Below are 21,518 nucleotides of genomic sequence, written 5' to 3'. Positions count from 1 at the left end.
GTTGGTATGCGCTAGATACATCGCTATGTTCATGAGTGCCACTAAGGAGATACTCATGAAACACGACTTGGAAAGCATTAGATCGGCGTTATCCAATTATGAAGTTGATATGACGCCAAGGCCGGACGGCAGCATCGTGCTTACCGTCGCACATAATGAACGACAGCTCGTTCGCGTTCTCGATGGGACCTGCCCCACCCAGGAGGTGATCCGGCTGATTCATTTCGATATGACACTGGAGGAAGATGGCGAATCGATAAACGAAGCGGTCAAGCATTGTAACGCCATGCAATTGCCAACCTACTCGCGCGAGCCGATTTTCCGCACGCGCACCTCCCGTTTGTGGGCCATGAGAAAGCTCACGAAAGATTGAGGATACGCACGTGCCCAGATGCAAGGATTCAGCAACGACTCGGAACACGCCCGAAGATCTGATGGGACGAATCAGAAGGCACATGCCCTATCGGCATCAGCTGATGTATGAATGGCCCTATATCGCAGGCTCCACCTGCCTGGTAGTACTTCTGGTCTGGCAACCCTTACAGCCGTCTGGGCTGGCAGGGATGTTGTCCCAGCCACAGCCCGGCGCCCATGCCGCACCGCGCTCGCTGCAGGAGATTGATTCGAACTGCTATCAGGTGCGTAGCGAAATGCTCAGCGGTCCGAGTTGCGAGAGCTGCGATAACGATTCGGTGAGTGCCATGCCTGATCCGGCCTTTCAGTTCACCCGCTCGATTCTCACCTGCATGAACGCTCGTGGCGAGACTCTGGATGACCGCAGCGGCGATAGACCCCAAAACATGATGATCGAAGTGATCAGAACCAATCACTCCTTCTAGTCGCCTGGCGACCCTCGGCTGGTATTTCCAGCCTTCATCCTGCCCCCTTATAGCTTCACGTATCCAATTGTTTGAGCGAAATGGTCGCAGTGGTTGTCGATATGCATAGGCTCGATCTGCAATTGGCATGTCATGACTGCTCAGTGATTTACGCCTTCGTTACAGCGGCGCTGTTAATTGCTCTGCTGAATTCATAGGCAAGGATCAGATAAGCGCGTTATTTCTTCCCTAGAAAGAGAAGGTTATGTCGCATGCTGAGGAGCGTAAGTTGAAGTCGCGTTTTTATTGGCGCGACCCAATATTTGTGCAGTATTTATACGGGTGGGTGACAATATGACAGAGCAGTACAATTATTTGGACCACATTACTGCCTACAGCAGCTGCGCCAATGCATGTGAGCAATGTGCATCGGCCTGTCTTAACGAAGGGGACGCAGGTCATTATCGCTGCATCGAGTTATGTCGTGATTGCGCCGACCTGTGCCGCCTGACAGCAACACTGATGCTGCGCAACAGCCCCTATGCGTCGGTGGCCAGTCAGTTGTGCCGGGTGGCCTGCCTGGCCTGCGCGGAGGAATGCGCTCGGCACGCCAGTCAGCACTGCCAGGAGTGTGCGCGAACCTGCCAGGTATGCGCAGAAGATCCCTTGCTGGAGGCAGATTGATCATGAACAGGCAAAAGCCGGACGCACCCAATAAAGCGCCAGTGGCGCGTTCCAGCGAAGCGCTACTGGACGACCCTGGTAACGAAGACCCGGGCTCGCAGCTCGATGCACCGGTACCGCTGTACCCATCGACCAAGGCCCGGCGCGAAAAGAGTACCCGGCAGCACGCTCCGAAAGCGCGCTAGCCGGGCGTCGGCTCAGGCAGGGATGCTCTTGGCGCGCATCTCCCGCGCCCAGATCCGATGTTGCTTGAGCGCCGTCTCGAAGCGCATGTACAGCGGATCGAAACTATCGCCGCAAAGCATGCCGTCATCCTCGTCCAGGCCCAGCATCGCCGCCAGCTGAGCGGAATCCCCGCTGAGCGCGATGGGCTTGAGGTGCTTGTAGGCCTCCAGCAGGTAATGCTTGGCGACGCCATCGTCCTGCAGGGTTTTGAGCACGTATTCGCCACCCGGCACGAACACCGCATCGACGGTGATCGACGGTTCCGAAGCGAAGCTGCCATCAGGCTGCATGGGCTGACCGTCGGAGTCCTTCAAGGCCGCAGCCGAAGGCCCCAGCAGCTTGGCCACGGCGCCGGCCCCTTCGAGCATCTTCTTCAGGCTGGCGACTTCGTCGGCCTTGCAGCCGGGCGTCAGCAGAACTGCGACGCGACGTCCGCGAATATCGCCAGGCAGCAGGTTCATCTGGCTGAGCGCCGGCGAAACCTGCGGCTTGCCTTCCAACGTCGGCGTCGAGGTACTGTCCAGATCGATGCCCAGGTTCTGCGCGACGCGCAACGCCAGCAGCGGGTCGATGTGGGCGAGTATTTCCTTCACCTGGCGCTCGCGGATGTACAGGCGCTCGACTTTCGACAGTTCGAAGCTGTAGGCGTCGACGATGTGCTGTTGTTCGGCCTCGCTCATGCTGCGCCAGAACAGCGTGGCCTGGGAGAAGTGGTCGGCAAAGCTTGGCGAGCGCACGCGGATCTTGGTGCCGTGAACCGGCTCGGGATAGGAGCTGTAACCGCCCCCGCTTGGCGCAGGAGGCGTCTCGCGCGGCCAGTTGCCGTCGATCGAGTTCGGCTCGTAGGACGCACGCCCCCGATTGATCTGCTGGCGGTGCGGTGCGTCGCGCTGGTTGTTGTGAAATGGACACAGCGGCCGGTTGATCGGGATTTCGTTGAAGTTGGGGCCGCCAAGACGCAGCAGCTGGGTGTCGGTATACGAGAACAGCCGGCCCTGCAGCAGTGGGTCGTTACTGAAGTCGATGCCCGGCACCACATGGCCAACGTGAAACGCCGCCTGCTCGGTTTCGGCGAAGAAGTTATCCGGGTTGCGATTGAGCACCATGCGCCCGACCACGCGCACCGGCACCAGCTCTTCGGGTACCAGCTTGGTCGGATCGAGCAGATCGAAGCCGAAACTCTGCGCGTCCTCCTCGTTCATCACCTGCAGGCCCAGTTCCCATTCCGGATAGAGGCCGCGTTCGATGTCTTCCCACAGGCCGCGGCGGTGAAAATCCGGGTCCTTGCCGGCGAGTTTCTGCGCCTCGTCCCACACCAGCGAGCAGACGCCGGCCTTGGGCCGCCAGTGAAACTTCACCAGTTTGCTCTGGCCTTCGGCGTTGACCAGACGAAAGCTGTGCACGCCAAAACCCTGCATCGAGCGATAGGCGATGGGAATGGCGCGGTCGGACATGGTCCAGAGCACCATGTGCGCGGACTCTGGCGTCAGCGAGACGAAATCCCAGAAGGTGTCGTGGGCCGATGCGCCGGTGGGAATCTCGTTGTGAGGCTCTGGTTTGACCGCGTGAACGAAGTCCGGAAACTTGATCGCGTCCTGGATGAAGAACACCGGCATGTTGTTGCCCACCAGGTCGAAGTTGCCTTCATCGGTATAGAACTTCACGGCAAAGCCGCGTACGTCACGCACCGTATCGGCCGAACCCCGCGGCCCCTGCACGGTGGAAAAGCGCACGAACACCGGCGTGCGCTTGCCGGCTTCGCTGAGGAAGTCGGCGCACGTCAGATCGGTTGCCGGATCGGTGACTTCGAAGTAGCCATGGGCTGCCGATCCGCGCGCATGCACCACGCGTTCGGGAATGCGTTCATGATCGAAGTGGGTGATCTTCTCGCGCATGATGAAATCTTCCATCAGCGTCGGTCCACGTTCACCCGCGCGCAGGCTGTTCTGGTTATCGGCGATGCGCGTGCCGGTATTGGTGGTCAGCGCCTCTCCGGTGGCGTCCTCGCGGAATCGCTCGAGTTGCTCGAGCTTGGCGTTGCTATTGCTTCTGTCGAGCGTATCGCTGCCGGCCATCTGGCTGGGTCCGGCGGTTTTCGGTTGCTTGCTCATCGGCTACTCCCGGCTGTTGGAGGCACGCATAGGACCGCGCGCTTGGTTGTCGGTGGCCATGCCAGGCATGGCGGCCACGCAGGCGACGACAGGTCGCCACGGGTAATTTTTGAGGCAAGCGGTGGCTGTTCCGTTCGACTTGAATTTTCTTATGCAGGCAGCGGCTTTCGACCGTTTCGCTTGTGGTGAGGCGGTTTCGCTGAAGCAAATTTGTCCTGAACTTCGTCGGCGCCAGGCCCTTCTACCCCTGTGAACACCCACCCTGGAGGATCGAACATGCACCTATTGAAACCAATGGCCCTGTTGGCCGCTGCCGCCTTCGCCGTCTGCACCATCACCAGCCTGCAGGCTGCCAACCAGGCTGAGTCGATCAGCAGCGAAGAGTTCGTCGAGGAGGCTTCGGCGAAGGGCGTCGCCGAGATCGAAACGGCCAAGCTGGCTTTGGAAAAATCGCAGAACGAAACGGTCAAGGGCTTCGCTCAGATGATGATCGACGATCACCGTCAGGCGAATCAGAAACTGGCCGATCTGGCCAAGAGCAAGGACCTGGAAGTATCTGACGACGCCGAACTGCTCAACCAGGCCAAGGCCATGGTGCTGAAAATGCGCGGTGAGGCGAGTTTCGACAAGGCTTACATGAACAACCAGGTGGTCGCCCACCGCGAAACCATCGAGCTGTTTCGTCGTGGCGTGAATGCCGACGACGAGGAAATCGCCGCCTTCGCTCGCGAAACCTTGCCCAAGCTTGAGCAACATCTGCAGCGTGCCGAGCAGATCAACGGTCAGTTGCCGGAAGAGTGATCGCTCACCTGCCGGGCCGCTTATGCGGTTCGGCAGGCTCTTGCCGATCAGACCTGGCGCAGGCGCTCGTAGTAATAGGACAGTTGCATCAAGGCATAGCGCGCCGCCTCTTCGCGCACTTCATTGCGAGCACCGCTGAACTGCACCGTTTCACTGACAATGCCCTGGTGCTGGTCGAGACGGATCGCACAGGCAATGCACTGCACGCCATCCATATCCCCTTCCGCTTCCGCCAGCCCCGTATTGGCCAGCACGATATCGGCATCGCTGCGCTGCAGGGCGCCGAGCGCCATTTCCCGCGCGACCTCTTCGCTGGTAAGGCCGAAGCGCTCGATAGTCTCCGGGTTGACGCCAAGACAGCGCTGCTTGGCCTGCGGCGAATAGGTCACGAATGCGCAGTCGAGCACCTGGCCGCTGCCGGGAACGTCCGCAACCAGTGAACTGATCAGGCCGGCCGTGCAGGACTCGGCGGTGGCCAGGCGCAGTTTGTATTTGCTCAGAAAATTAACCACCTGCTCGATGCTGTGCATCTGCAGTTCTCCTCGACTAACCGTGAGCTCTGTGGAAGCGCCAGCCGTGCGTTAAGTTCAATCTTTCACGTTGCGCTTGCCTGTTAAAAAAAGGTCGAACCTTTGTCGCAGTCGCCCCGTCAGGAGAAGGGTACGGGGGAGATTTCCGATCATGTTCATCGCGCTCCTCCAAAGGCCCTCGCCGAGCAGGCGAGTCGTCCTCAGGTTCACCCCAATTGGAGAGAGACATGGCAAGTGCTGCAGCCTCCGCACATATTCCGTCCACACCCACGTTCTGCGCCGCCGCCAAGCCTCCCCTGCAGATGCACAGCGAGCATCCCGATCGCAAGCGCGTGCTGTTCGTCACCTCGGAGTTCGCCGACCTGATCAAGTGCGGCGGGCTGGGCGACGTCTCGGCCGCGCTGCCTCGCGCGCTGTCGCCACAACACGACATGCGCCTGCTGATTCCCGGCTATCGCAAGGTCGTGGAGAGCGGTCGACCGATCCGCATCGTAGGGCAATTGCCAGGCGTGGCCGCCCTGCCGCCCTGCCAGATCGGGCGTATGGATCTGGCCGATGGGTTGATCGTCTACGTACTGCTCAACAGCGCCTTGTACGAGCGCGACGGTTCGCCTTACGTCGATGCACAGGGACGCGACTGGGCCGACAACCACATTCGTTTCGCCCGCCTCGGCCTGGCCGCCGCGGAAATCGCCACCGGCGATGCCGGCATCCAGTGGCGTCCGGATCTGGTACACGCCAACGACTGGCCCGCGGCGCTGGCTCCGGCCTACATGGCCTGGCGCCAGGCCAGCGCGCCGGCCGTGCTGACGGTTCATAACCTGGCCTATCAGGGGCTGTGCGACATGCGCTGCGCCAGTGAGCTGGCAATACCGGAGTCTGCCTGCGGCGTCGACGGCCTGGAGTTCTATGGCCAGCTGTCGTTCCTCAAGGCCGGTATCGCCTACGCCCAGCACGTGACCACAGTGAGCCGCCGCTATGCCCGGGAAATCACCACGCCGGAACAGGGCTGCGGCCTGGACGGCCTGCTGCGGGCCAAGGTACTGGCCAATCAGCTCAGCGGCATCGCCAACGGCATCGACGAAAGCTGGCAGCCCGAAAGTGACCCGCACCTGCAGCAGGGTTTCAGCGTTGGCGACTGGGCCGGCAAACAGGCCAATACCGAATACGTCCAGCGCTGGCTGAATCTCGACGCCGATGGCCCCCTGTTCGCTGTGGTGTCGCGCCTGGTGCAGCAGAAAGGTATAGATCTGACCCTGGAAGTGGCCGAGCACATCGTTGCCCGCGGCGGCCGCATCGGCGTGATCGGCCAGGGCGAGCCGGCGCTGGAAGCCGCCATGGCGGAGCTCGGCCGGCGTCACCCTGGTCGCATCGGGGTGCATATCGGCTTCAACGAGAGCGATGCGCGGCGTCTGTATGCCGGCAGCGATTTCCTGCTCATGCCTTCGCGCTTCGAGCCCTGCGGCCTCAGCCAGATGTACGCCCAGCGTTATGCCTCGCTGCCCATCGCGCGTTGCACCGGCGGTCTGGCCGACACCATCGAGGACGGCGTCAACGGCTTTCTCTTCGATGCCCCGCACGCCGATGCCTACCGCGAAGCCATCGACCGTGCGCTGCAGGTCTTCGAGCACCCCGAACTGCTGGAGGCCATGCGCTGCCAGGCGATGCGTTCACCGCTCTACTGGCGGCAGTCGGTGCAGCCGTATGACCGGCTGTTCCAGAGCCTGCTGAGCCAGGTCAGCGCCCGTCGGGCCCTGCGTTGATGTACAGCCATGGAGCCCGGCCACTGGCCGATGGACGCGTGCGCTTCGCCCTTTGGGCGCCCAGCAGCAGCCAAGTGGATGTGGAACTGCAGGACGGTGGCTTGCAACCGATGCAGGCGCAGGAAGACGGCTGGTTCGTGGCACTGCTGGAGTGCCCGGCCGATACCCGCTATCGCTACCGTATCGACGGTCAGTGGTCGGTTCCGGATCCGGCCTCGCGCCGACAGGTCGAGGACGTGCATGGTTTCAGCCAGGTGGTCGACCATTCGGCCTACCTCTGGCATCACCCTGAGTGGAACGGTCGCCCCTGGCACGAGACAGTGCTGTACGAACTGCACGTGGGCCTGTTCGGAGGTTTCCAACAGGTCATCGAGCATCTGCCGCACCTGGCCGATCTGGGCGTCACCGCCTTGCAGCTGATGCCTCTGAATGCCTTCTCCGGGGCGCGCAACTGGGGCTACGATGGTGTGCTGCCTTTCGCCCCGGCCAACGCCTACGGCACGCCCGAAGAACTCAAGCAGCTGGTCGACAGCGCCCATTCCCATGGCCTGATGGTGTTCGTCGACGTGGTCTACAACCACTTCGGCCCCGACGGCAATTATCTGGGCGTTTACGCGCGGCAGTTCTTCCACGAGGAGCGCATCACGCCCTGGGGCGCGGCCATTGATTTCAGCCGACCGCAGGTGCGCGACTTCTTCTGCGAAAACGCCCTGATGTGGTTGCTGGATTATCGCGTCGACGGCCTGCGCCTGGATGCCGTGCACGCCATCGACGATGACGACTTTCTCAAGGAACTGGCAGCGCGCGTGCGCTCGGCAGTGCCGCAACAACGCCAGGTTCACCTGGTGCTGGAGAACGAGCACAACGCCGCGCATCTGCTGCGCGATGGTTTCGATGCGCAGTGGAACGACGACGGCCACAACACCCTGCATGCGCTACTCACCTTCGAGAACGAAAGCTACTACGCCGATTACGCCCAGGCGCCGACGCGCAAGCTGGCCACCTGCCTGGAACAGGGCTTCGTCTATCAGGGCCAGGCCAATCGCCACGGCCAGCCACGCGGCGAGCCTAGTGCCGATCTGCCGCCGCATGCTTTCGTGCTGTTTCTGCAGAACCACGATCAGGTGGGCAACCGCGCCTTTGGCGAACGCCTGACGTTGCTCGCCGACAGCGACGCGCTCAAGGCCGCGACGGTGCTGATGCTGCTGTGCCCGATGGTGCCGCTGCTGTTCATGGGGGAGGAATGGGGCAGCAAGCGACCGTTCCTGTTCTTCACCGATTACCACGACGAACTGGCCAATGCCGTGCGCGAAGGTCGGCGCAACGAGTTCGCCGACTTCTCCCAGTTCAATTCCGCGCACAGCCGCGAGGCCATCGCCGATCCCAATGCCGAGGCCAGCTTCCAGCGTTCGCAGCCGGACCTGGCACCGGCGCTGGAACCCGAGCAACGTGAGTGGCTGGCCTTCTATCGCGGCCTTCTGCAGGTGCGCCACAGCCGCTTGCTACCGGGCTTGCGGGAAACGCGCAGCCTCGGCGCACAGGTACTGGGCGACGGCGCGGTGCTGGCGCGCTGGCGGCTGGGCAACGGGTCAGCGCTGAGCATCGCCATCAATCTGGGCAGCAGCGCCGTGTCCCTGCCTGCAGATGCCATGCACGGCGAGCGCCTGTACACGCTGCGAATCGACGATGCCGACCTGCGCCAAACGCAACTACCGTCGCGCAGCGTCCTGGTCACCCTGGAGCCCGCCCGATGAGCGATCAACTACTGGCCGAACTGGCTCAGGCTGCGGATATCAGCGTCGACTGGATCGATGCCTATGGCCAGCCACAACGCGTCACTCCAGAGGCGCAACGCAACCTGCTGGAAGCGCTGGGCTACCCCGCGCAAAGCCCCGAACAGCTGCGTGAAAGCCTGACCTCGTTGGTGCACCGCCAGCATGTGCCGGAAGATTCCAACCTGCTCCTGCAGGACCAGGGCCAGCCATTGGCCCTCGCCTTATACCCGGCCGAGAGCCCCTACCGGCTGACCGACGAGCAAGGCAACGTCAGCGAGGGGCGACTCGATCAGGATGGTCGCCTGCCGGCCCAGCAGCAGCCTGGCTACTACCAACTGGAAATTCGCGACACTCGGCACGCGCTTGCGGTGGCCCCCCAGGCCTGTATGTCGGTGCAGGAGCTGTGCGGCAAACCACGCATCTGGGGGCTGACCGCCCAGCTCTATGGCCTGCGCCGCGCAGGCGACGGCGGGCTGGGCGATACCCTGGCGGTGGCCGACCTGGCCAAGCATGCGGCCAATCACGGTGCCGATGCCATTGGCTTGAGCCCGGTGCACGCGCAATTCAGCGCCGATCTGCACAGTTACGGCCCCTACTCGCCGTCCAGCCGCCTGTTCTTCAATACGCTGTACGCCGCCCCGGTCACCCTGCTGGGTGAGGAGCGCGTCAGACGCGCCGTACAGGCCGCCGGAGTGCACAGCGAAATGACGCGCCTGGAGTCACTGGAACTGATCGACTGGCCCGCCGCGGCTGCCACACGTCAGCGCCTGTTGCGCCAGTTGTACGCGGACTTCTGCCAGAACCCCGGGCAGCTGCAAACGCGTTTCGACGCATTTCGCGCAGCTGGCGGCGAAGCTCTCGAGCAACATTGCTGCTTCGAGGCCATCCATGCGCAGCGCCTGCGCGATGGCGCCAGCGGCGATTGGCGTACCTGGCCCGATGCCCTGCGCAGCCCGGTTCAGGGCGCGGTGACCCGTTTCGCCCTCGAGCATGCCGATGAGCTGGGCTTTCATGCCTTTTGCCAATGGTTGATCGCCCACGGCCTGGAAACGGCTCAGGCCAGTGCCAGCGGCGCCGGTATGGGCATCGGCCTGATCGCCGATCTGGCGGTGGGCGCCGACTGCGCCGGCAGCCAGGCCTGGTCGCGCCAGGACGAACTGCTGCCGCGAGTTACGGTCGGCGCCCCGCCAGACGTGCTCAATCGCCAGGGGCAGAACTGGGGCGTCGCCGCTTTCTCGCCGCAGGGCCTGCGTCAGCATGGCTTTCGCGCCTTTATCGAAATGCTCCAGGCCAACCTGGCACATGCCGGCGGTATCCGCATCGATCATGTGATGGGGTTGCAGCGACTGTGGGTGATCCCCCAGGGCGCGGAATCGCAACACGGCGCCTACCTGCGCTACCCGCTGGACGACCTGCTGCGCCTGCTGTCTCTGGAGTCGCACCGTCATCGGGCGCTGGTGATCGGCGAAGACCTCGGCACCGTGCCCGAGGGGCTGCGCGACAAGCTCGCCGCACGCAACATACTCGGTACCCGAGTGCTGCTGTTCGAGCAGGACGACCTCGGCTTCGTCCCGGCCGAGCGCTGGCCCGACGATGCCCTGGCGACCACCACGACCCACGACCTGCCGACGATCAAGGGCTGGCTCGCCGGCCGCGATCTGGAGTGGCGGGTGCGCGCCGGCCAGCGTGACGCCGAACGGCTTGAGGGCGACCACGCCGAGCGTGCCGGTGAGCGCGTGGCGCTGCGCCAACTGCTGGAACGTCAAGGCATGGTGGCCGGCGGTGATGACGATGCCTGTTTGCAAGCCTGCATAGAACATGTCGGTCGTACCCCCGCGCCACTGGCGCTGCTGCCGCTGGAGGACGCCTGCGGCCTGGAGCAGCAACCCAACCTGCCCGGACCTGGCGATATCCACCCGAACTGGCGCCGGCGCTATCCGCTGGCGGCTAGCGAACTGCTTGAACAAACCGCCACCAGTGCGCGCCTGGCCACCCTAGATGACGCACGCCGGGAGGCTGGCAATGATTGAATTGCGCGCCACGTTGCGCCTGCAGCTACACCAGAATTTCACCCTGCACGACGCGGCAGCTCAGGTGCCCTATTTGGCACAGCTGGGCATCAGCCACCTGTACGCCTCGCCGATTCTCACCGCCCGTCCCGGCTCGCAACACGGCTATGACGTGATCGATCCGACCCGGATCAACCCCGAACTGGGCGGTGAAGAGGCACTGGTGCAGCTGGTTAACACCCTGCGCGCCCATGACATGGGGCTGATCCTGGATATCGTGCCCAATCACATGGCCGTTGGTGGCGACGGCAACCCCTGGTGGCTGGACGTGCTGGAATGGGGGCAAGGCAGCCCCTATGCGGCCTTCTTCGACATTCAGTGGCAATCCCACGATCCCTTGCTCAGCGGCCAGCTGCTGGTGCCCTTCCTGCGCAGCGACTACGGCGCGGCGCTGCGCGACGGCACCCTGGAGCTGCACTTCGATGCGCAGCGCGGGCGCTTTCATGCGCAGCACTTCGAGCACCGCCTGCCACTGACCCCTTCCAGCTACGCTAGCATCCTGCGCAGCAGTGACGACGCCGCGCTGCGCGAACTGGGCCAGCGCTTCGCCCGTCTGGGCAACGATGACGCCAGCCGGGCACAGGCCGAGCAACTGTGCGCAGAACTGGCCGCTCAGGCGCACAAGGTGCCTTCCCTGCTCGCCGGCTTTCAGGGCAGTGACGAAGCGGCGCAGAAGCGCCTGCACGCGCTGCTCGAGCGTCAGCATTACCGCGTGGCCAGCTGGCGTACCGCCGCGGATGACATCAACTGGCGGCGCTTTTTCGATATCAACGAGCTTGGCGCGCTGCGCGCCGAGAATCGGCAGGTGTTCGAACAGACCCACGCCAAGGTCTTCGAACTGATCGAGCGCGGCCTGATAGACGGCCTGCGCATCGACCATATCGACGGGCTGGCCAATCCGCGAGCCTATTGCAGCCGTTTGCGTCGTCGTGTCCGGCAACTGCGCGGTGACGCGCCCTTCCCCATTTTCGTGGAGAAGATCCTCGGCGCAGGCGAACACCTGCCGCAGGAATGGCCGGTGGACGGCAGCACCGGCTACGAGTTCATGAATCAGGTTTCTCTGTTGCAGCACGACCCGCACGGCGAGCTGCCGCTCAGCGAACTTTGGCAAGCGCTCAGTGGCCGTCCGACGGCGTTCGAGGAGGAAATTCAGCAGGCACGCCGCCTGGTGCTGGAAGGCTCGTTGGCCGGTGATCTGGAAGAAGTTGCCCAGCGCCTGCTGCACGTCGCGCGCCATGACATCGACACGCGCGACCTGACCCTGGGCGCGATCCGCCGCGCGCTGCGCGAGCTGATCGTGCATTTCCCGGTGTACCGCACCTATGCCCAGGCCTGTGGCCGCTCACAGCAGGATCGGCACTTCTTCCAGCAGGCGCTGGACGGCGCACGGCAGACCCTGGCCGAGGCCGACTGGCCCTTGCTGCCGCATCTCGACGACTGGCTTGGCGGTGCCGTCCTGCGCGCGCTGCCGCCCGGCCGTGCGCGCCGTCTGCGGGCCCAGGCGCTGACGCGCTTCCAGCAGCTGACCTCGCCGGCCGCGGCCAAGGCAGTGGAAGATACCGCGCTGTATCGCGCCGGCATACTGCTGTCACGTTATGACGTCGGCTTCGATGCCGAGCATTTCAGTGCCAGCATCGAGCGCTTTCATCAGGCCTGCGCCGAGCGTGCGGCCCACCACCCGCTGAACCTGCTGGCCACCGCCACCCATGACCACAAGCGCGGCGAAGACTGCCGCGCGCGCCTGGCGGTGCTCAGCGAACGTGCCGCCTGGTACGCCGAGCGTGTCCGGGAATGGCAGCGCCTCGCTCAACCGTTGCGCAGCGGCCATGTGCAGCAGGCGCCGGACGGCGGCGAAGAAGCGATTCTCTATCAGGCGCTGATCGGCAGCTGGCCGCTGGGGCTGCAGGCTGACGACGCCGCAGGCCTGGACGCTTACCTGCAGCGCCTGCTCGAATGGCAGCGCAAGGCGCTGCGCGAGGCCAAGCTCAATAGCGCCTGGAGCGCCCCGAATGACGAGCACGAAAATGCCTGCGCGGACTTTCTCAAGCGCCTGCTGGTCGAGCCCGAGGGCCTGGCGCTGCGTCGCGAACTGGTCAGCACGGTGACCTCCATCGCGCCGGCCGGAGCCCTGAATGGCCTTGCGCAATGCCTGCTGCGCATGACCACTCCCGGCGTGCCCGATCTCTATCAGGGCTGTGAATTGTGGGATTTCAGCCTGGTCGACCCGGACAATCGCCGTCCGGTGGACTTTCCCGCACGACTGGCAGCCCTGCAGGCCGAAGATGCGCCGGCAACTCAACTGGCCAATTGGCAGGACGGACGCATCAAGCAGTGGCTGATCCGACGCACCCTGGCGCTGCGCGCCGAGCGTCCGCAGCTGTTCAGCCAGGGCAGCTACCGCCCGCTGGGCGTCAGGGGTGAGCACGCCGCTCAGGTACTCGCGTTCCTGCGCAGCCAGGGTGATGAACACCTGTTGGTCATCGTGCCGCGGCTGGCCGCCGGTCTTCTCGGTGAGGACGATGTGCCGCACGTGCCGCCACAACGCTGGGGCAATACCACCGTCGTGCTGCCCGAAGAGCTGCATGCCCGACAGGCCGTGGACCTGCTCGGTGACTGCCATGTCGCCACGGGTCAGGGCATAGCGCTTGCCGCGGCCCTGGCCAAATTTCCGCTCAACCTGCTTCGCATCACCCCTGTTACCAAAGGAGCCACGCCATGAGCATCGATGAACAGCGTATCCGTGAATTTGCCTTCCAGATCTGGGAGTCCGAAGGCCGCCCCCAAGGCCAACACGAACGGCACTGGAAGATGGCCAGCAAGCTGGCCGAAGCCGAGGCGCAAGCGCAAGCCGAAACCCAGGCCGCACCCAAGCCGCGACGCATCAGCAAACCTAAGACGGTGCCGCTGAGCGAAGCCGAACAGCCGGCATTGCTGAAGAAACCCCGTGCCCCACGCACGCCCAAAACGCCGAAAGCCTGAGGTCGTCACCATGCGCAAGCAGCAGCGCTCACGCGTTACCGAAGGCCGGCCGTTTCCGCTGGGCGCCACCTGGGACGGGTTTGGAGTCAACTTCGCCCTGTTCTCGGCGCATGCCACGCGCGTCGAGCTGTGCCTGTTCGACGAACAGGGCAAGACCGAAATCGAACGCATCGAACTGCCGGAATACACCGACGAGATCTGGCATGGCTATCTGCCCGATGCACGTCCCGGGCAGGTCTACGGCTACCGCGTGTATGGCCCCTACGAGCCGGAAGCCGGGCACCGTTTCAACCCCAACAAGCTGTTGATCGACCCCTATGCCAAGCAACTGGTGGGCAAGCTGCAGTGGTCGGAAGCGCTGTTCGGCTACACCATAGGCGACCCGGACGGCGACCTCAGTTTTGACGAGCGCGACAGCGCGCCCTTCGTGCCCAAGTGCAAGGTGATCGACCCAGCCTTCACCTGGGGCGAGCAACCGCCGCCGCGCATCCCCTGGGACAGCACGGTGATCTACGAGGCGCATCTGCGCGGCCTGAGCATGCGCCATCCGGCGGTGCCCGACACGCACCGCGGCACCTGCGCGGCGTTGACCAACCCGCAATTGCTGCGCTACCTGCGCGAGCTCGGCATCTCCAGCCTGGAACTGCTGCCGGTGCATGCCTTTGTCAACGACCAGCATCTGCTGGAAAAGGGCATGAACAACTATTGGGGCTATAACAGCATCGGTTTCTTCGCGCCCCACCCCGCTTACCTCGCCAGTGGCAAGGTAAGCGAATTCAAGGAAATGGTCGCCCACCTGCATGCAGCGGGTCTGGAGCTGATCCTCGATGTGGTCTACAACCACACCGCCGAGGGTAATGAACGCGGCCCGACCCTGTGCATGCGCGGCATCGACAACGCCAGCTACTACCGCCTGATGCCCGACGAGCGCCGCTACTACGTCAATGACACCGGCACCGGCAATACCCTGGACCTCAGCCACCCCTGTGTGCTGCAGATGGTCACCGACTCGCTGCGCTACTGGGCCACCGAGATGCGCGTGGATGGCTTTCGTTTTGACCTGGCGACCATTCTCGGCCGCTATGCCGACGGTTTCGACGAACGCCACAGCTTTCTCGTCGCCTGCAGGCAGGACCCGGTGCTGAGCAAGGTCAAGCTGATCGCCGAGCCCTGGGACTGCGGCCCCGGCGGCTATCAGGTCGGTGGCTTCCCGCCAGGCTGGGCGGAGTGGAACGACAAGTTTCGCGACAACGTGCGCGCCTTCTGGAAGGGTGACGAAGGCGAGCTGGCCGCACTGGCCAGTCGCCTCACCGCCTCCGGCGATCTTTACAACCAGCGTGGGCGGCGGCCGTTCGCCTCGGTCAACTTCATCACCGCCCACGACGGCTTCACCCTGCGCGACGTGGTGTCCTACGACCACAAGCACAACGAGGCCAACGACGAGAACAACCAGGACGGCACCGACCACAACATCTCCTGGAACCACGGCTGCGAGGGCGAGACCAATGATCCGGACATTCGCCAGCTGCGCCTGCAGCAGATGCGCAACCTGCTGGCCACCCTGCTGTTCGCCCAGGGCACCCCGATGCTGCTGGCCGGCGACGAGTTTGGCCGCACCCAGCACGGCAACAACAACGCCTACTGCCAGGACAACGAGCTGAGCTGGGTCGACTGGGCGATCGATGAGGAAGGTCAGGCGCTGACCGCGTTCTGCCAACGCCTGATCGCCCTGCGCCGCAGCTACCCGATCCTGCGTCGCGGGCGCTTTCTGGTCGGTCATTACAACGAGGAACTGGGGGTCAAGGACGTCACCTGGCTGGCCCCCGGCGGCGAGGAAATGACCGAGGCGCACTGGCACGACGGCGAGGCGCGCTGCATGGGCATGCTGCTCGACGGCCGCGCTCAGCCAACCGGCATCAAGCGCAGCGGCGCCGACGCCACCCTGTTGCTGCTGCTCAATGCCTATCACGACGGCCGCAGTTTCCAACTGCCGGAAGTGGCCGGCGGCAAGCACTGGATCTGCCTGCTCGACACCCATCGTCCCGACGAGGCCGGTGAACAGCGTCCGCTGTACAGCGAAACCCTGGAACTGGCCGGCCGCTCTCTGCAACTGCTGGAATTGCAGCGCTGAAAACGGAGCCATGGATGGCAGGCAGGAAAGAGGTCCTTCGCGTTCTCGCGGGGAGGATACGCTTGATACCGGACTGACAATTACGTGTTAGCTGCCGATGACTTGGCACTCTTCGTTAGCGAGATCGTCTGATCTGATGGGTTTCGCCCCTTACGGGCGACTCACTTTCTTTGCTTGTGCAAAGAAAGTAAGCAAAGAAACACACCCCCTGCATACGAGCTAGGCGCCCCCGCCCTGCTGCGCCGGGGTTCCCTCGCTCCATCACCGTTCCAGGGGCACGCCGTGAAGGGCCATCCCTGGCCCATCACGGCTCTCGCGACATCCATGTCGCTCAACCTCTTCCACGGCGATTCCACTCGGCCTCCTGAAGGGGGCCAGTTCGCGAGCTTGCGAGATCTCCACAAGATCAAAGTCGGTAGCGTTTGGCTTTTGTTCTTGAAGCGCGATCTCACAGACGGCGCCCAAGTCCCCGTCAGGAGGCCGAGTGGAGGTGTTGCGTAGGGGGATGAGCCGCATGGATGCGGCGAAAGGCTTAAAGGGCCATGGACGGCCCTTGTAAGCCGGTCCCCGGAGCAGCGCCGGAACGAGGGAAGTTTCGCGTAGCGAAACCCGGATGTCGGGGTGCCCTTCTCTTTGGTTACTTTCTCTTGGGCAAGCAAGAGAAAGTGACTCGCCCGTAGGGGCGAAACCATCAGGACAGGCGGCGCGCTAACGGATAGTGCCGAGTCATCGGCAGCTAACACTTACATTGCCAGTCCGATCTCAACCCGCACTTCCCCCAAGCTATACGAAGAACCGAAAAAAAGCCTGAACCCTGCTTTTGTCCGTCGACTCGAAAAACAAAGACGTCGGGTAAACCGTGGCGCCGTTCTTTCTGGCGCGTACGGGCGTGCCCTATGGCAGCTGCCTTGCGACAGCGATACGCACGGCATCTGACCGACAACGGGAGACAATCATGAAAGCAGTGGTATTCCATGACATAGGCGATATTCGCCTGGACGACGTACCCGAGCCTGAGGTGCAGGCCAGTACCGATGCGGTCATCCGCATCACTGCCTCGGCCATCTGCGGTACTGACCTGCATTTCGTGCGCGGCACTGTCGGCGGCATGCGCAAGGGCACCATCCTCGGTCATGAAGCCGTGGGCATCGTCGAGGCGCTGGGCAGTGACGTGCGCAATCTGAACATCGGCGATCGCGTCGTGGTGCCCTCCACCATCGCCTGTGGCAACTGCAGCTATTGCCGCGCCGGCTACTACGCCCAATGCGACGAGGCCAACCCCAACGGCAAACAGGCCGGCACCTCCTTTTACGGCGGCCCGGAAATCACCGGGGCGTTCCATGGCCTGCAGGCCGAGATGGCGCGCATTCCCTTCGCCAACATCGGCCTGGTGAAGCTGCCCAGCGAGATCAGCGGCGACCAGGCCATCCTGCTCTCCGATATCTTCCCCACCGGGTACTTCGGTGCCGAACTGGCCGAAGTCGGCAGCGGCGACACCGTCGCAGTGTTCGGCGCCGGCCCGGTCGGCCAGTTCGCCATCGCCAGCGCCAAGCTGCTCGGTGCCGCGCGGGTGTTCGCCATCGATCACCTCGACGACCGTCTGGACATGGCGCGCCGCCAGGGCGCCGAAGTGATCAACTTCGACCGTGAGGACCCGGTGGAAACCCTGCGCCGCCTGACCAACGGCATCGGCGTGGATCGTGCTATCGATGCCGTAGGCGTCGACGCGCAGTGCCCTGCCCACGGTCACTCGCCACGCCAGCCCGAAGGTCATGAATGGCAACCTGGCGACGCCCCCGAGCAGGCCTTGCAATGGGCTGTGGACGCGCTGGCCAAGGCCGGTACGCTGGGCATCATCGGTGTTTATCCGCAGCAGGCGCGTGAGTTTCCCATCGGTCAGGCGATGAACAAGAACCTCAGCGTCAATATGGGCAACTGCAACCACCGCCGCTACATCCCCCTGCTGATCGAGATGGTCCAGGCCGGTCGCATCGACCCGGCGAAGATCCTCACCCAGGTCAAACCCATGAGCGATGCCATCGAAGCCTTCAAGGCCTTCGACCGGCGTGACAGCGGCTGGATCAAGGTGCAGTTGCAGCCGGCGAAGAACGACGCCAGCCACGGCAGCGAAGAGTGCGTGCACAGCGGCGCGATTCTTGATCGCGCCATCGCCGAAGCCGACCCGCTTGGCGAATCACGCTCGAAGAAGCCCGGCAGCCTGTGACTGAGCGGGGCTGAAGATGAACAACACCATTGCCAAACCGGAGGTGATCATCGACCGCGTGACGCCGGTCAAGTGCCTGCGCGTGCTGACGATCAACACGCACAAGGGCTTCACCGCTCTCAACCGACGTTTCATCCTGCCGGAGCTGCGCAGCGCCGTGCAGGCCACAGGGTCCGATCTGGTATTCCTGCAGGAGGTGCTCGGCAATCATGCCCTGCACGCCAAGCGCTTCCATGACTGGCCCAGCGTGCCGCAGTACGAATTTCTCGCCGACAGCATGTGGCCGCAGTTCGCCTACGGACGCAATGCCGTTTACCCGGCCGGAGACCACGGCAACGCCCTGCTCTCGCGCTTTCCCATCGTCGAACACCACAACCTCGACGTGACGGTCAGCGGCACCGAGCAGCGCGGTCTGCTGCATTGTCGCCTGGACGTGCCGGGGCAGAACGCTGTGCACGCGGTATGCGTGCATCTGGGCCTGCGTGAGGCGCATCGCCGTCAGCAGATGGGCTTGCTGCTCGACCTGCTGGCCACTTTCGACCCGGACGCACCAGTGATCGTTGCCGGCGACTTCAACGATTGGCGCCTGCGTGCGGACGAACAGCTGGCACCGCACGGCCTGCGCGAAGCCTTCGAACATCGCCTCGGCAAGCCCGCACGCAGTTTCCCGGCGCGCATGCCGCTGCTGCGCCTGGACCGTATCTACACCCGCAACGCCACGGCGCATGAGCCGCAGGTGTTGTCTACCCGGCCCTGGTCGCACCTGTCCGACCACGCGCCACTGGCAGCGGAGATTCATCTGTGAGCGGCATATGGCGAGACGGCAACCAGCTGCGCCTGCTGATCAATGGCGAAGGCTATTACCCGCGCGTGTTCGAATGCATCCGCGCGGCACGCATCGAAGTGTTGCTCGAGACCTTCATCATCCGTGAGGACAAGGTCGGCCTCGAACTGCAGCAAGTGCTGATCGAGGCGGCGCGGCGCGGCGTGCGCGTGGTCATTGCCGTGGACGGCTACGGCACCGCCGACCTGCAGCACGAGTACGTCGCCGCGCTGACCCGCGAAGGGGTGAAGATCCATGTCTTCGATCCCAGCCCAAGGCACCTGGGCATGCGCACCAACCTGTTCCGGCGTCTGCATCGCAAGCTGGTGGTGATCGACGGTGAGCGCGCCTTCGTCGGCGGTATCAACTACTCGGCCGATCATCTCGGCGACTTCGGCGAGATGGCCAAGCAGGACTATGCCGTCGAGGTCATGGGCCCTGTCGTCAGCGATCTGCACGTGGCCATGCTGCGACTGCTGCGTCCTGCCGTCAGCGAACCGAGCCCTGCTCAACCCTCCAGAAAGCCGATGGGCGATGCGCGGGTGATGCTGCTCGAGCGTGACAACGAGCGCCACACCACCGATATCGAGGATGAACACCTGCGTGCGTTCGAATCCGCACGCAAGCGCGTGGTAATCGCCAACGCCTATTTCTTTCCCGGTTACCGCGTGCTGCGCGCCTTGCGCAACGCGGCGCAACGCGGCGTGGAGGTAACGCTGATCCTTCAGGGGCAGCCGGACATGCGCTGGGTCCAGGCTTTCTCTCGCCTGCTCTACAACTACCTGCTGCGCCACAACGTGGTGGTCTACGAATACTGCCAGCGCCCGCTGCACGGCAAGGTGGCGCTGGTGGACGACGACTGGTCCACGGTGGGCTCGAGCAATCTCGACCCACTGAGCCTGGCGCTGAACCTGGAAGCCAACCTGGTGATCCGTGACCGGCCGTTCAACCAGTACCTTTACGAGCACCTGACCCAGCTTTCGGCCGCGCACTGCAAACGCATCGAGCTCGAACGCGTGATACGCGGCTACTGGTGGCGCGCGCCGATTGTGTTCCTGTGCTTTCACTTTCTGCGCCGCTTCCCGGCTATCGCCGGCTGGCTGCCAGCGCACCGCAAAAGACTGAAACCGCTGGAGCCTGCCGAAAAGGTCAGCGGCTACGAAGAGGAAAAAACCGGATGAACAGTGCTCAGAACAACCCCTGGATGCGCTGGGGCAAACGCGCACTGACCCTGTTCTTCCTCCTGGCGGTGCCGGCATTGCTGTACATGCTGATACGCAATCTGGACTGGGGCGAAGTACGCCAGTCGCTCAGTGATTACAGTGCACAGACTCTGCTGGTTGGAGTGCTGATCGCCTTCGCCAGTTATGTGGTGTTCAGCGGCTATGACCTACTCGGCCGCCGGTACAGCCGGCACCAGTTGCCGGCGCGTCAGGTCATGCCGGTGGCGATGGTCTGTTACGCCTTCAACCTCAACTTCACCACCTGGATCGGCGGCGTGGCCATGCGCTACCGGCTGTACATGCGTCTGGGCCTGAGCGCCTCGACGGTGACGCGCATTCTCAGCCTCAGCCTGCTGACCAACTGGACTGGCTATATGGCGTTGGCCGGAGTGATCTTCTCCCTGCGCCTGGTGCAGCTACCCGACAACTGGGGGTTGGGCGTCACCGGCCTGCAATTGCTGGGATTCGCTCTGCTGGGGGTGGTAAGCGCCTACATCGGCATCTGCGCCTTTGCCCGGCAACGCGTGTGGCACTTGCGCGAACGTGCGATCACCCTGCCCTCGCTGAAGATGGCGCTGCTGCAGCTGTGCCTGGGTGCCAGCAACTGGGCGCTGATGGCGGCTTTGATCTTCTGGCTGCTGCCGGACGGCGCCTCCTACCCTTCCGTGCTCGGCGTGCTGCTGATCAGTTGCATGGCGGCGGTGGTGGCGCACATTCCTGCCGGACTTGGCGTGCTTGAAGCAGTGTTTCTCGCCCTGCTGCAACACCAGTACAGCCAGGCCAGCCTGATCGCCGCCCTGCTCGCCTATCGCGTGCTCTATTACCTGCTGCCGCTGCTGGTGGCCAGCGTCACCTATCTGGTGCTGGAGAAACGCGCGAAAACCCTGCGCAAGCGCGGTGAGCAAACGGCCGAAACCCAGCCCGGTTAGCGCCAGTAAAGCCCGTACCGACGCAGCCTGTGCCTTCGCCACCCGGTCAAGGCGCGAGGCTGGTGCGCATAAGCAGGCCCGGGGAAGCACCATCTGGCGGATAGCGGGAACTTGCGAGCGTGAAGGTCTGGTCTATCACACATTACTCAGCAAAACCGGAGGCATACCATGGCCAAGCCACTGCATCTGATCAGCTACATCCTGCATAACCAGCCACACAGCGTCGAAGTCGAGTCGGACCGCGAGCAGCTCACGCCAGACCAGGCGCGCCACTACCTCAGTGCCCTGCACACCTTCGAGTGGCCCAATGAGTTCACCGACGTGCAGGTCACGCGCATCCTGCACCCGAAGAAAAGCGGCACGACACCCGCGCACCGCGTGCAGCGCTGAGTACCCGTTCAACCTCTGCTGCGCATCTTGAGCAGCAGAGGTT

At 63.6% G+C, this 21,518-nt stretch carries 18 protein-coding genes; 16 read left to right on the top strand and 2 right to left on the bottom strand.

Annotated elements, in window-relative coordinates:
- Positions 1 to 55 precede the first annotated feature (55 nt).
- The 4 genes from DXK50_RS17220 to DXK50_RS17210 all read left to right on the top strand — a co-directional run bounded on the left by DXK50_RS17220 (position 56) and on the right by DXK50_RS17210 (position 1,687).
- Positions 56 to 373 carry a hypothetical protein gene (locus tag DXK50_RS17220; protein WP_212631175.1) on the top strand — a complete coding sequence of 106 codons (318 nt, stop codon included), beginning with the start codon at positions 56 to 58 and terminating at the stop codon, positions 371 to 373.
- A gap of 82 nt (positions 374 to 455) precedes the next feature.
- The gene (locus DXK50_RS17215; RefSeq protein ID WP_212631174.1) at positions 456 to 839 is read left to right on the top strand and encodes a hypothetical protein; all 384 of its coding nucleotides are present in this window, start codon (positions 456 to 458) and stop codon (positions 837 to 839) included.
- Between the two features lie 333 nt (positions 840 to 1,172).
- Complete coding sequence (locus DXK50_RS25000) at positions 1,173 to 1,502, top strand: four-helix bundle copper-binding protein (RefSeq protein ID WP_249186914.1); 330 nt, start codon at positions 1,173 to 1,175, stop codon at positions 1,500 to 1,502.
- 2 nt (positions 1,503 to 1,504) lie between these two features.
- A complete protein-coding gene (locus DXK50_RS17210) occupies positions 1,505 to 1,687 on the top strand; it encodes a hypothetical protein (protein ID WP_161866878.1) in 183 nt (60 codons plus the stop codon).
- 12 nt (positions 1,688 to 1,699) lie between these two features.
- Here DXK50_RS17210 and katE read toward each other — a convergent pair whose 3' ends face one another.
- Positions 1,700 to 3,838 carry a catalase HPII gene (gene katE, locus DXK50_RS17205; protein WP_212631173.1) on the bottom strand — a complete coding sequence of 713 codons (2,139 nt, stop codon included), beginning with the start codon at positions 3,836 to 3,838 and terminating at the stop codon, positions 1,700 to 1,702.
- 276 nt (positions 3,839 to 4,114) lie between these two features.
- Between katE and DXK50_RS17200 the strand changes: the two genes are divergently transcribed.
- Positions 4,115 to 4,639 carry a DUF4142 domain-containing protein gene (locus DXK50_RS17200; RefSeq protein ID WP_212631172.1) on the top strand — a complete coding sequence of 175 codons (525 nt, stop codon included), beginning with the start codon at positions 4,115 to 4,117 and terminating at the stop codon, positions 4,637 to 4,639.
- 47 nt (positions 4,640 to 4,686) lie between these two features.
- Here DXK50_RS17200 and DXK50_RS17195 read toward each other — a convergent pair whose 3' ends face one another.
- Positions 4,687 to 5,169 (bottom strand): CinA family protein, encoded by a 483-nt coding sequence (locus DXK50_RS17195; RefSeq protein ID WP_212631171.1) that lies wholly within the window; start codon positions 5,167 to 5,169, stop codon positions 4,687 to 4,689.
- A gap of 227 nt (positions 5,170 to 5,396) precedes the next feature.
- On the opposite strand from DXK50_RS17195, the gene glgA reads away from it, so the two are divergent.
- The 11 genes from glgA (at position 5,397) to DXK50_RS17140 (ending at position 21,475) form a co-directional block, all read left to right on the top strand.
- Positions 5,397 to 6,932: a glycogen synthase GlgA gene (gene glgA, locus DXK50_RS17190; RefSeq protein WP_212631170.1), complete on the top strand. Its 1,536-nt coding sequence runs from the start codon at positions 5,397 to 5,399 to the stop codon at positions 6,930 to 6,932.
- Positions 6,932 to 8,686 (top strand): malto-oligosyltrehalose trehalohydrolase, encoded by a 1,755-nt coding sequence (treZ, locus tag DXK50_RS17185; RefSeq protein WP_212631169.1) that lies wholly within the window; start codon positions 6,932 to 6,934, stop codon positions 8,684 to 8,686. The genes glgA and treZ overlap by 1 nt, the downstream gene beginning before the upstream one ends.
- Positions 8,683 to 10,737 (top strand): 4-alpha-glucanotransferase, encoded by a 2,055-nt coding sequence (gene malQ, locus DXK50_RS17180; RefSeq protein WP_212631168.1) that lies wholly within the window; start codon positions 8,683 to 8,685, stop codon positions 10,735 to 10,737. The genes treZ and malQ overlap by 4 nt, the downstream gene beginning before the upstream one ends.
- Positions 10,730 to 13,495: a malto-oligosyltrehalose synthase gene (locus DXK50_RS17175; protein WP_212631167.1), complete on the top strand. Its 2,766-nt coding sequence runs from the start codon at positions 10,730 to 10,732 to the stop codon at positions 13,493 to 13,495. The genes malQ and DXK50_RS17175 overlap by 8 nt, the downstream gene beginning before the upstream one ends.
- Positions 13,492 to 13,755 carry a DUF2934 domain-containing protein gene (locus DXK50_RS17170; protein ID WP_212631166.1) on the top strand — a complete coding sequence of 88 codons (264 nt, stop codon included), beginning with the start codon at positions 13,492 to 13,494 and terminating at the stop codon, positions 13,753 to 13,755. Before DXK50_RS17175 ends, DXK50_RS17170 begins: the two co-directional genes overlap by 4 nt.
- Positions 13,756 to 13,765: 10 nt before the next feature.
- Complete coding sequence (gene glgX, locus DXK50_RS17165; protein ID WP_212631165.1) at positions 13,766 to 15,886, top strand: glycogen debranching protein GlgX; 2,121 nt, start codon at positions 13,766 to 13,768, stop codon at positions 15,884 to 15,886.
- Between the two features lie 955 nt (positions 15,887 to 16,841).
- Positions 16,842 to 18,110, top strand: coding sequence for a zinc-dependent alcohol dehydrogenase (locus DXK50_RS17160; RefSeq protein ID WP_212631164.1), 1,269 nt, complete (start codon positions 16,842 to 16,844; stop codon positions 18,108 to 18,110).
- A 16-nt stretch (positions 18,111 to 18,126) separates the two neighbouring features.
- Complete coding sequence (locus tag DXK50_RS17155; protein ID WP_212631163.1) at positions 18,127 to 18,915, top strand: endonuclease/exonuclease/phosphatase family protein; 789 nt, start codon at positions 18,127 to 18,129, stop codon at positions 18,913 to 18,915.
- The gene (gene clsB / locus DXK50_RS17150; RefSeq protein ID WP_161866867.1) at positions 18,912 to 20,114 is read left to right on the top strand and encodes a cardiolipin synthase ClsB; all 1,203 of its coding nucleotides are present in this window, start codon (positions 18,912 to 18,914) and stop codon (positions 20,112 to 20,114) included. The genes DXK50_RS17155 and clsB overlap by 4 nt, the downstream gene beginning before the upstream one ends.
- A complete protein-coding gene (locus DXK50_RS17145) occupies positions 20,111 to 21,085 on the top strand; it encodes a lysylphosphatidylglycerol synthase domain-containing protein (RefSeq protein WP_161866866.1) in 975 nt (324 codons plus the stop codon). The genes clsB and DXK50_RS17145 overlap by 4 nt, the downstream gene beginning before the upstream one ends.
- Positions 21,086 to 21,253: 168 nt before the next feature.
- Positions 21,254 to 21,475, top strand: coding sequence for a hypothetical protein (locus DXK50_RS17140; protein WP_161866865.1), 222 nt, complete (start codon positions 21,254 to 21,256; stop codon positions 21,473 to 21,475).
- Positions 21,476 to 21,518 lie beyond the last annotated feature (43 nt).

Origin of the sequence: Pseudomonas sp. KB-10 (assembly GCF_018221585.1) — a bacterium.
In the GTDB taxonomy this organism is placed as follows: domain Bacteria; phylum Pseudomonadota; class Gammaproteobacteria; order Pseudomonadales; family Pseudomonadaceae; genus Aquipseudomonas; species Aquipseudomonas yangonensis.
The sequence above is the reverse complement of the archived record's forward strand: the minus strand, read 5'-3'. Positions and strand labels throughout refer to the sequence as shown.